Source organism: Streptomyces sp. OR43 (genome assembly GCF_008042275.1).
GTDB lineage: Bacteria > Actinomycetota > Actinomycetes > Streptomycetales > Streptomycetaceae > Streptomyces.
In genome coordinates, this window is record NZ_RDBK01000043.1 from 1463410 (window position 1) to 1474071 (window position 10662).

Annotated in this window: 7 protein-coding genes; 4 read left to right on the top strand and 3 right to left on the bottom strand. The window is 74.0% G+C overall.

Annotation, left to right across the window (positions count from 1 at the left end; translation table 11 throughout):
• Together EAO72_RS25175 and EAO72_RS25180 are read right to left on the bottom strand one after the other, a co-directional pair.
• On the bottom strand, positions 1-688 hold a 688-nt coding region (locus EAO72_RS25175; protein WP_261991632.1), incomplete at its 3' end, for an AfsR/SARP family transcriptional regulator.
• A gap of 337 nt (positions 689-1025) precedes the next feature.
• The gene (locus EAO72_RS25180) at positions 1026-3143 is read right to left on the bottom strand and encodes an asparagine synthase-related protein (RefSeq protein ID WP_148019511.1); all 2118 of its coding nucleotides are present in this window, start codon (positions 3141-3143) and stop codon (positions 1026-1028) included.
• Between the two features lie 1344 nt (positions 3144-4487).
• On the opposite strand from EAO72_RS25180, the gene EAO72_RS25185 reads away from it, so the two are divergent.
• The 4 genes from EAO72_RS25185 (at position 4488) to EAO72_RS25200 (ending at position 10365) form a co-directional block, all read left to right on the top strand.
• Entirely contained in the window at positions 4488-6146 is a 1659-nt protein-coding gene (locus EAO72_RS25185) for a sporulation protein (protein ID WP_148019512.1), read from the top strand.
• Positions 6147-6279: 133 nt separating this feature from the next.
• Positions 6280-7536, top strand: a complete 1257-nt coding sequence (lhgO, locus tag EAO72_RS25190) for an L-2-hydroxyglutarate oxidase (protein WP_148019513.1) — start codon at positions 6280-6282, stop codon at positions 7534-7536.
• Positions 7537-7630: 94 nt separating this feature from the next.
• Positions 7631-8494, top strand: coding sequence for a tRNA (guanosine(46)-N7)-methyltransferase TrmB (gene trmB / locus EAO72_RS25195; protein WP_410090542.1), 864 nt, complete (start codon positions 7631-7633; stop codon positions 8492-8494).
• Between the two features lie 206 nt (positions 8495-8700).
• The gene (locus EAO72_RS25200; protein ID WP_148019514.1) at positions 8701-10365 is read left to right on the top strand and encodes a PrsW family intramembrane metalloprotease; all 1665 of its coding nucleotides are present in this window, start codon (positions 8701-8703) and stop codon (positions 10363-10365) included.
• Here EAO72_RS25200 and EAO72_RS25205 read toward each other — a convergent pair.
• A partial coding sequence (locus tag EAO72_RS25205; protein ID WP_148022026.1) for an integrase core domain-containing protein occupies positions 10362-10662 on the bottom strand: 301 nt, incomplete at its 5' end. The two genes, EAO72_RS25200 and EAO72_RS25205, sit on opposite strands and share 4 nt — an antisense overlap.

Sequence of the window (10662 nt, forward strand, 5' to 3'; positions counted from 1 at the left end):
GTAGTAGTTGGTGCAGAGGATGGCTGGAGTGGCCCGTAGGTTCGGGCGCGGTGGTTGCTGAGGGACGGCCGGGTGGCGCGCAGGGCTGGGTGCGATGGTCGCTGTAGGCGTGGCCCGTAGACCTGGGTGCGATGGTCGCCGCAGGAACCGTGGGCGCCCCCGGCACCGCGGGCATCCCGGACGCCGCGCAGCGCAGATCGGCCTCGATCCGGCGCTCCAGTGCGGCCAGCCGATGGGCCTCGGGGCGCAGGGCGTGGCCGTGGTCCCCGTCGGGCAGGTCGGCGAGTGCGGGGCCGCGCCAGAGGGCGAGTGCGGTACGCAGGGTACGGGCGGCATCCGCCGGGGCGTCGGCCTCCAGTTCCGCCCCGCCCTGCCGGGCGAGCCGCTCGAAGACGTACAGGTCGACGTCCTCCGGACAGGCGGCAAGGCGGTAGCCGCCGGGGCCGCTGGTCAGCGCGTCCTTGCCCAGCACCCGCCGCAGCCGCCCGACGAGGGCCTGAAGCGCGGCGGTGGCGTCAGCAGGGGGCTCATCCGCCCAGACGTCCTCGACGAGCTCGGTGACGGGTACGGCGCGGCCGGGCCGCAGAGCGAGGGCGGCGAGCAGGGCACGCAGCCGTACACCGCCGAGAGGCAGCGCAGCGCCGCGCTCGTCTCGCGCCTCCGTGACGCCCAGGATCAGATACCGCACTCCGCCATTGTGTCCCGCCGCCCGGGCAACGGGGCCATGACCGCCTCACCGGCTCACGCGCAGCGGACCCGGGGCCTGCGGCAACCGTCGGGCCGGGGCCTGCGGGCCACCCCTGCGCCGCCCCCCGCACCCAGGCCTGCGGCGACCATCGCACCCAGGTCTACGGGCCACGCCTACAGCGACCATCGCACCCAGCCCTGCGCGCCACCCGGCCGTCCCTCAGCAACCACCGCGCCCGAACCTACGGGCCACTCCAGCCATCCTCTGCACCAACTACCGCACCCGGGCCGCCCACCCACTCCTCCGCGGCGGCCGTCAGGCCGGGGCCTCCCACCGACTATCCCTGCAACGACCGTCGGGCCGGGGCCACCCCGCCGGCGACCGCGCGCTGCCGTGGCGCCGCCGTCCCCGTCCAGCAGGTGCCGCGCCGCGAGATGAGGCGGCGCAGCCACAGTTCCGTGGAGGCGAGGTCGGCCAGGCCGTCCAGGGGCAGGGGCTCCCCCTCGGAAGCCGCGCGCAGGGCCTTGCGGACGACGCGGGCCTCGACCAGGCCCGCGTCGGCGAGCAGCGGGGCGTCGAACAGGGCGATCAGCTCGGGCAGCGAGGCGCGCAGACCGGTCCGGGTGACGGCGGTCGAGGTGGCCTGGGACGGGGTGCCCCAGCCGGGCGGCAGCTCGTGGATGCCCGCACCCGCCAGGACCCGCCGCAGGATCGCCGCGCGGGCGCCCGGCTGGACCCGGAGGGATTCGGGGAGCGCGCGGGCGGCGCGTACGACCTGGTTGTCCAGGAACGGGGCGTGCAGCCGCTGGCTGCGGACCTCGGCGGCCTGTTCCAGGATGCGGTGACCGGCGGCGTGCCGGGCGAGCGCGGCTCTGGCCCGGGCCTCGCCCGGGCGCTGGACGGAGGTGGGGCGGATTGCCGCTTCCTGAAGGCGAACCGATACTTCTGCCAGTGCCTCTCCGGTGAGCCACCGGGCGGCGGGGCCAGGGCGGGACCAGGTCAGCGCGGCGAGCGAGGCGTCGGCGGGGGTGTCCAGGTCAGGGGTGAGGCGGTTGGCGTCGGGCAGCCGGCCGGCCGCGGTTTCGAGACCGGTGCGGTAAGACGTGCGGGCCAGTCGGCGCGCCGCCCGGTACACGGTCAGCGGCACGAACAGGGAGTGCGCGGACGGGCCTTCGGCCTTGGCCAGCGCGGCGACGGGGCGCACCAGATGGCGCCGCCTGCGATCGATCAGCAGGTCGGCGAGGCGGGCCGGATGGGCGTCGAGCACCTGCCGGGCGCCGTCGCCCACGAAGTGGTCCGCGCTGCCCGCGGAGAGGCGGCGGCGGTTGCGTTCGACGAGGACGAGGGAGGGGGCGGGTTCATCGGTGAGCGGGCCGCTCGCCAGGTCCAGGTCGGCGTAGGGCAGCGCCTCCTCGCCGGCCGCGACCACGACGTGGTGCAGCCTGGGGTTGGTGGCGATGACCCTGGCGCGTTCGAGTTCGTCCTCGTGGGCGCGGGTCGTCAGGTCGTTGAAGGTGACGGCGAGCAGCCGCTCCCCCGCGCCCGTGCCGTGGCCGAGGATCGTCCCGGGCAGGCCGGGCAGCCCGGCGGCGAGCAGGGCGAGCGTCGCCGACGCGCTGCCCCCGGAGAGGTCGGAGCCGATACCGGGGACGGGCGCGCCCCGGGCCGCGCGGCGTTCGGCGGGGCCCATCCCGGGGACGGGGCCGGGGTCGGGCGGCAGGGTCTCCGGTGCGTGGCGCGGAGCCAGGAGTCTGGCGCGGACCGCTTCGACGAGGGCGTCGCGCACCCCGTCGACGGCACTCACCGGGTCGAGTTCGGGCGCGGCCACGGCGAGGGAGGCCACCGCCTCGTACCCCGTGATCTCCCGTGAGCCCTCGCGGAGGATGAGCGCGTGCCCGGGCGGGATGCGCTTCACGCCCTCGTACGGAGTGCCGTCGCGCAGCGCTTCGGGGGTTTCGGGGCAGGCGAGCAGGGCGGCGAGGTGGCCGATGTCCAGCTGGGCCTCGATCAGGTCGGCGAGCGGGAGCGCGGCCGTGGCGTAGGCGGTGCCGCCGGCCCAGGGCGTGTAGAAGACCGGGCGGGCTCCGGCGAGGTCGCCGGCCACGGTGATCCGGCGGCCTATCTGGACGACTGCCGTGTAGCTGCCGGTCCAGGCGGTGAGGTGGCGCAGCGCTCCGCCGCGTGCGGCGAGCAGGCCGACGCGCAGTTGTTCGTCCGTGGCACCGCAGCAGCCGAGGACCGCGAGCCGTGCGGTGGGGGCGCCTTCGGTGGTGTCCACCCGGACGGTTCGGATCTCGTCGGGCCGCCAGTCGCCCACCGCCCAGAGCGGATCCGGGTCCCCCCACAGGAGTTGGGAGCCCACGGGGTGCATCGTGCGCCCCTCGTCACTGCCGCCGACCGCTCCGACCGTGCCGAAGCTCGCGGCGATACTGCTCCAACCCACCAACCAACGCATCGCCGCCTCCACAGGCTGTGGACAAAAGGGCGCAGCAGGGCAGTATCGGGAGAACTCCGGTAACGCGCGGCGCCGTTGCGGACATGCTGCCACGACAACGGCGCGCAGGAGTGGCTACGGACGGCGCACGTCGCGAGTGCATGCGCCCCTGGCAAAGGCCGGAGAGCGGCAGCCGGACCTGGCGTTCCGTGAACGGCCCGCGCGCGTCGGCTCCGAAGGCAACGGAGCCGCGGCTCCCGCGCGTTGGGTTCCCACGCCTGTCCCGGCACAACGGCCCGGATCCGGCCACGGCCGGCACCTCACCTTGACGGCGAGCCGGATGTCCGCGAATCCGTCGGCCCAACCCCGCCCGACCGGCGACATCCGGCCAATTTCAGGAGGCGCCGGAACCGATCGACCAGCGCATCACGGATGCGTTTGCAGGCTTTCGTACCGTTTCACTCTGTGTACCGCGAGGCCCGCGGCACACCCCGTCCGGGACCGGAAGAGCCTGGGAAAGACCTGGGAAAGGCTCGGGAAGGGCCCGGCGGTCACCCCGGGGCCCCCACGAACAGCGAGTGTTATCACCCGCTCCACGCCAGGTCCGGGAGGCGCAGTCCGCCCCCCGGACCGGTCCGCCGCCTGCGGGGAATGAGGCGACGGTGTTCCCCCAGCCCGCTGCGTCCAGTGCAGCGGGCCGACCCACGCAGCACCCATGCAAGCGCTCCCGCCAGGACCGGGCCAGAGCGCACGGCCGGGCGCACGGCCACACGCCAGGAGCACGCGCCGACACCCCGGACGAGGGCCCGACCGAAGGCCTCGGAGACCGTACGGGCCGGGCGCCGGAAGCACCCCGGCGCCCGGGTCCTGGCTGGTCGGCGGGCAACCGGAGAGCCGGCACCACGCCTTACCGSCCACGCGCGAAAGCCCGTCCACAGCCCCGGCCGAACCCTCCGGGCGCCACCCAGGCGATCTCCGCACGGGAGCACGGAGGGACTCCACAGACCCTCCCCTGCGCCCCCGCGTTCCCTCCGCAGTTCCTCCGCCCTTCCTTCGCGCGGCACGGGCCTCCCGGTCGCCCGGCCCGCCTCGTGCGTCACTCGCGCCGCCCTGTTTGCCGCCGACCCTCGCGCGTGGCCGGTACGGACAACAATCCCGCCATACGGACGTCCAGCCCTTAACGGTAGGGATGCGGCGAACTACGCTGGGTTTACTGGTGTTCTCAGCAGGGCGGCATATTCCTCGGGGCTCGGCCAAATGCGTGTGCGGCCGGAGTGCCGGGGTTCGTCCCTGGGGAGAACCCGGTACGAATGCCGCGCGCCGCATCGGTGACGCGGCTGCCGTCTGTGTGTCGAGGGGTGGCGCATGTCCAGGGAGCAACGCGGACCGAACGACAAGCTCGGAACCGTTCTCGCCCTCGCGGGAATCAGCAACGCCGGGCTCGCCCGGCGGGTCAACGACCTCGGGGCGCAGCGCGGACTGACACTTCGGTACGACAAGACCTCGGTGGCCCGGTGGGTCTCCAAGGGCATGGTGCCGCAGGGCGCCGCGCCCCATCTCATCGCCGCGGCGATCGGTGCCAAGCTCGGCCGGCCGGTCCCGCTGCACGAGATCGGGCTGGCCGACGCCGACCCGGCGCCGGAGGTCGGACTGGCGTTCCCCCGCGATGTGGGTGAGGCGGTCCGTTCGGCGACCGAGCTGTACCGGCTGGATCTGGCCGGGCGGCGGGCGGGCAGTGGCGGGATCTGGCAGTCGCTGGCGGGTTCGTTCTCGGTGAGTGCCTACGCGACCCCCGCGTCCCGCTGGCTGATATCCCCCGCCGACCCGTCGGTGGCCCGCGCCTCGACTGCGGCGGTCGCGGCGATCCTGGGTACACACAGCGGTACTCACGGCGGTAGGCACAGCGCAGAGGGCGGCGCGCAGGGCGCATCGGGGGCGCACGGGACGCCGAACGCACCTGGTGCGGCACTGGCGCCCGGCACGCTTCCGCCCGGCGCTTCTCTTCCGCCCGGCGCTGCTCTTCATGCCGGCGCTTCGCTGTTGTCCGGGCACAGCCCTTCGATCCCCGTCCAGCCGGGCCCGGATTCCACGCACGCCGTCTCGCCGCTGCGGGTCGGCCACAGCGATGTGTCCAAACTGCGGGAAGCCGCTCAGGACGCGCGCCGCTGGGACTCCAAGTACGGCGGCGGGGACTGGCGTTCGTCCATGGTCCCGGAGTGCTTACGGGTTGACGCCGCGCCGCTCCTGCTCGGTTCGTACAGTGACGAGGTCGGCCGGGCGCTCTTCGGCGCGGCCGCCGAACTGACCAGGCTCGCCGGATGGATGGCCTTCGACACCGGCCAGCAGGAAGCGGCCCAGCGTTACTACATCCAGGCGCTGCGCCTGGCGCGGGCCGCAGCCGACGTACCGCTCGGCGGCTATGTCCTCGCCTCCATGTCGCTCCAGGCGACCTACCGCGGTTTCGCCGACGAGGGTGTCGACCTCGCGCAGGCGGCGGTCGAACGCAACCGCGGTCTCGCGACGGCACGCACCATGAGCTTCTTCCGCCTCGTGGAGGCCCGGGCCCATGCGAAGGCGAACGACGCACCGGCCGCCGGATCCGCGCTGAAGGCGGCCGAGGGGTGGCTGGAGCGTTCCAGGGACGGCGACGCGGACCCGTCGTGGCTGGGCTTCTACTCGTACGACCGCTTCGCCGCCGACGCCGCGGAGTGCCACCTCGACCTCAAGGCTCCACGGCAGGTGCGGCGCTTCACCGAGCAGGCGCTGTCCAGACCCACCGAGGAGTTCGTCCGCTCGCACGGTCTGCGGCTCGTCGTCTCGGCCGTCGCCGAACTGGAGTCGGGCAACCTGGACGCGGCCTGCGCGGCGGGCACCCGGGCCGTGGAGGTCGCGGGCCGTATCTCGTCCGCCCGGACCACCGAGTACGTGCGCGACCTGCTGCACCGCCTGGAGGCCTACGGGGACGAGCCGCGCGTCGTCGAGCTGCGGGAGCGCGCCCGCCCGCTGCTGGTCGCCCCCGCGTAGCCGGCCCCGCACCCGGCCCGGTCCCGGGTCCCGCACCCGGCCGGGCCGGGTGCGGGATTCGCCACGCTGTGCCCGCAGTGGTTTGAGTGCGTTGTCAGTGGGTCAGTGCACTATCGGGGTGGGAGGTGGCGTGATGATGACGCACGCGGCGTACGACTGCGATGTGCTGGTGATCGGCGGCGGGATCGTCGGCCTGTCGGCCGCGTATGCGATCACGCGGACCGCGCCGGGCACAAGGGTGACCGTGCTGGAGAAGGAGTGGGCCCCTGCGCGCCACCAGACAGGGCGCAACAGCGGGGTGATCCACAGCGGTATCTACTACCCCCCGGGCTCGCTGAAGGCGCGGTACGCGGTGCGCGGCGCGGCGGAGATGGTCGACTTCTGCCGGGAGCACGGCATCTCCCACGCCGTGACCGGAAAGCTGATCGTCGCGACCGGCCGCGCCGAGCTTCCCCGGCTGCACGCCCTGGTGCAGCGCGGCCGCGAGCACGGGCTGCCGGTGCGCGAGCTGGGGCCCGCGCAGATCGCGGAGTACGAACCGCGGGTGCGGGGACTCGCCGCGATCCGGGTGGGCACGACGGGGGTGTGCGACTTCGGCGCGGTCGCCGAGCGGTTCGCCACCGAGGTACGGGGCGGCGGCGGCCTGATCAGGTTCGGCGCCGAGGTCACGGAGATCGACCGGCGGCCGTGGGGCGTCGCGGTACGGACGGCGGACGGCCTGGTGGTGCGCGCCCGGGTGCTGGTCAACTGCGCGGGGCTGCACTGCGACCGGGTGGCGCGGCTGGCGGGGGACGACCCGGGAATGCGCATCGTGCCCTTCCGGGGGGAGTACTACGAGCTGGCCCGTCCCGAGCTGGTGCGCGGCCTCGTCTATCCGGTGCCCGACCCGGCGTTCCCGTTCCTCGGCGTGCATCTGACCCGCGGCCACGACGGCAGCGTCCACGTCGGACCCAACGCGGTGCCGGCGCTGGCCCGCGAGGGATACGGCTGGCCGGTCGTACGGCCCCGGGAGCTGCTGTCCACCGTGAGCTGGCCGGGTTCCTGGCAGATCGCCCGCAGGCACTGGAGGTACGGGGCCGGCGAGGTGCACCGCTCGCTGTCGAAGCGTGCGTTCACCGCGGCCGTGCGGCGGCTGCTGCCGGAGGTGACGGAGGACGACCTGCGCCCCTCCCCCTCCGGGGTCAGGGCCCAGGCGGTGCTGCGGGACGGCACGCTGGTGGACGACTTCCTGATCCGTGAGGCCCCGCACACCGTGCACGTGCTCAACGCCCCCTCGCCGGCCGCCACGGCCGCGCTGCCCATTGGGCGGGAGGTGGCACGCAGGGCGCTGCTCCGGGCACAGGGGACGGGGTGGAAGCCGCCCGCCGTAGAATCAGGGCATTGTGTCTGAGCCCTTGAACCCCTCCCCCGCGACGCCCGGCGACGCCGCTGCCGAGACGGACAGCACGCTCCCCTCCGGGACGCTCCCCACCGATCCGTCCGCCATCGATCCGCCCGCCACCGGGACGGACGCCACCGGGACGGACGGCACGGCCTCCACGGGCGCGGGCGACCCCGTGCCCGCCACCGCCGGGATCCCGGACGACCTGCGCGCCGCGGCCCTGGACCGTGCGCGCCGACTGCGCCAGGAGCCCCGCTTCCCCGGCGGACCCGCGGCCGATCCGGCCGGTTCGCACCACGAGCGCCGGATCCGCAGCTTCCAGCCGCGCCGCAGCCGGGTCACGCCCGGCCAGCAGGACGCCCTGGAGCGACTCTGGCCGAAGTGGGGCCTGGACATCGACGGGCTGCGCGTCCTTGATCTGCCCGAGCTCTTCGACGGGCTTCCGGTGGTCCTGGAGATCGGCTTCGGCATGGGCGAGGCCACCGCGCAGATGGCCGCCGACGACCCGGGCACCGGAATCCTCGCGGTCGACGTGCACACCCCGGGGCAGGGCAACCTGCTCGGTCTCGCGGACCGGAACGGCGTGTCCAACATCCGGGTGGCCAACGGTGACGCGATCATCCTGCTGCGCGAGATGCTGGAGCCGGACGCGCTGGACGGCCTGCGGGTGTACTTCCCCGATCCGTGGCCCAAGTCGCGCCACCACAAGCGCCGGCTGATCCAGCCGGAGTTCCTCGACCTGGCGGCGCAGCGCCTGAAGCCCGGGGCGGTCCTGCACTGCGCGACCGACTGGGAGCCGTACGCCGAGCAGATGCTGGAGGTGCTGACCGCGCACCCCCGCTTCGAGAACACGGCGGCGGACGGCGGCTATGCGCCACGGCCCGCGTTCCGGCCGCTGACGCGGTTCGAGGGCCAGGGCCTGGACAAGGGCCACGTGGTGCACGACCTGCTCTTCGCCCGCCGCTGACAAGGCCGGGGGGCAGCCGTGTCCGGGACCGGGTGGTCTCGGGGGCCGGGTGGCCTCCAGGACCGGACGGACTCCGACGCCGGACGGTCTCCGGCACCGAGTAGTCTCCGGGGCCGAGTAGTCTCCGGGGCCGGGTGGCCTTCCGCGGTCAGGGGAGAGGACCACGCGCCATGGCCGTTGTCAGTGCCGCTCGTTAGGGTCGTGGGATGTCCGACGGGTCTGTTCAGCAGCAGCGACAGTCTCAGCCGGCCGTCCCGTCGCTCGAGGAGCAGCTGGCCGGTGGCGAGGTCCTGACCGCTGGGCCGGACCGGAGCCAGTGGCGTTACCGTCCGCGCCGCGTCGGCATGCTGTGGCGGAGCAGGACGCTCCGCGTCGTCGCCGTCTTCACCGTGCTGGCGCTCTGCGGCCTGGTGATCCTCGCCCTGGTCCGCGATCAGACGGGGACGCACGGGTTCCTCGTCGGGCTGGGTCTGGCCGTGCTGCCCGTCCCGGTGCTGATGACGGCGTTCCGCTGGCTCGACCGGGTCGAACCGGGGCCGTGGCGCAACATGCTGTTCGCCTTCGCCTGGGGAGCCTGCGCGGCAGCCCTGGTCGCGATCCTCGCGAACTCGTTCGCGACGCGTTGGATCGCCACGGCCGACCCGGGCAGCGCGGACACTCTGGGCGCGACCGTCATAGCGCCCGTCGTGGAGGAGAGCGCCAAGGCGGCGGCCGTACTGCTGCTCTTCCTGTTCCGGCGACGGGACTTCGGCGGGATCGTCGACGGCGTGGTCGTCGCCGGCTTCACCGCGACGGGTTTCGCCTTCACCGAGAACATCCTCTATCTGGGCAACGCCTTCGGTGAGGACCAGCAGCTCGGCTCGGGCTTCGCCTCGGTGACCGCGGCGACGTTCTTCGTACGTGCGGTGATGTCGCCGTTCGCCCATCCGCTCTTCACCGTGCTGACCGGCATCGGTTTCGGGATCGCCGCGAGCAGTGCGCGCCATCAGCGGGTCCGGCGCCTCGTGCTCCCGCTGCTGGGGCTGCTCCTCGCCATGGGCATGCACGCCCTGTGGAACGGCTCGTCCTCGTTCGGCCCGTACGGCTTCTACGCCGTGTACGGGGCCTTCATGGTCCCGGTCTTCGGGCTGGTGACCTGGCTGGCGGTGTGGGCCCGCCTGCGCGAGCTGCGGACCCTCGGCATCGAACTGCCGGAGTACGCGGCGGCCGGCTGGCTGTCCCCCGCCGAACCGCTCGCCCTCTCCTCGATGCGGGCCCGAGGCATGGCCAGGGACATCGCCCGCCGACGCGCGGCGGCGGCGGCGGCCGAGGGCCCGTACGGCAGGCCCCACAGCCACGCCCACCATTCGGCATACGCTCCCGCGCACGCCCAGGGCCCCGCACACGCCCAAGGCCCCGCGCACGCCCACCCTCCGATATCCGGCGCGGCGCGGAAGGAAGTGAAGGCCCGGGGCAGGGAAGCGGCCCGGGCGGTGGCCGAGTACGAGTCGTTCGCGACCTCACTGGCCTTTCTGCGCCGCCAGGCCCGCCGCGGCACGGCGGGCCCGGACTTCGCCGAACGCGAGCGGGAGTTGCTGCACCACCTGTGGCAGCGCAAGGACACCGCCCGCCCGGCCCTGACCTTCGCGGCGCAGGCCACGGGCCGCCTGCGCCCCCGGTCCGCGCCCGCAGCACACCGTGCGTACCCGCACCCGGCGTACGCGCAGCCCGCGCTCCCGTATGCCGGGCAGCCCCACGGCGCGCCGCCGTACGCGAACGCGCCGTACCACCCGCTCCCCGGCCCTTACACGAACCCGCCGTACTCCCCGTCCCCTTCCCCGCCCATGAACCCGCAGGGATACGGCCGAAGGGATCCGAACGAAAGGCCCTAGGTGTATTGCCCTGTGAGGTTGGGGACGCGGCTGGCGGGTGGTTTGCCGGCGAGCGCGGTGTGGCCGCGGTGGTGATTGTAGGAGTGGAGCCAGTAGGGGAAGGCGTCGCGTCGTTCCTGTTCTGATCGGTAGGGCTTTGCGTAGGCCCATTCGTCGAGCAGGGTGCGGTTGAGGCGTTCGACCTTGCCGTTGGTCTGTGGCCGGTAGGGCCGGGTTCGCTTGTGGGTGATCCCGGCCGCCGTCAGGGTCTCGCGCCAGAGGTAGGACTTGTAGCAGGCGCCGTTGTCGGTCAGGACC

What these genes read in the sequence shown, in the direction of transcription:
- EAO72_RS25180 (WP_148019511.1), bottom strand. Translation starts at nt 3,143, where the DNA reads ATGCGTTGGTTGGTGGGTTGGAGCAGTATCGCCGCGAGCTTCGGCACG.
- EAO72_RS25185 (WP_148019512.1), top strand. Translation starts at nt 4,488, where the DNA reads ATGTCCAGGGAGCAACGCGGACCGAACGACAAGCTCGGAACCGTTCTC.
- lhgO (WP_148019513.1), top strand. Translation starts at nt 6,280, where the DNA reads ATGATGACGCACGCGGCGTACGACTGCGATGTGCTGGTGATCGGCGGC.
- EAO72_RS25200 (WP_148019514.1), top strand. Translation starts at nt 8,701, where the DNA reads ATGTCCGACGGGTCTGTTCAGCAGCAGCGACAGTCTCAGCCGGCCGTC.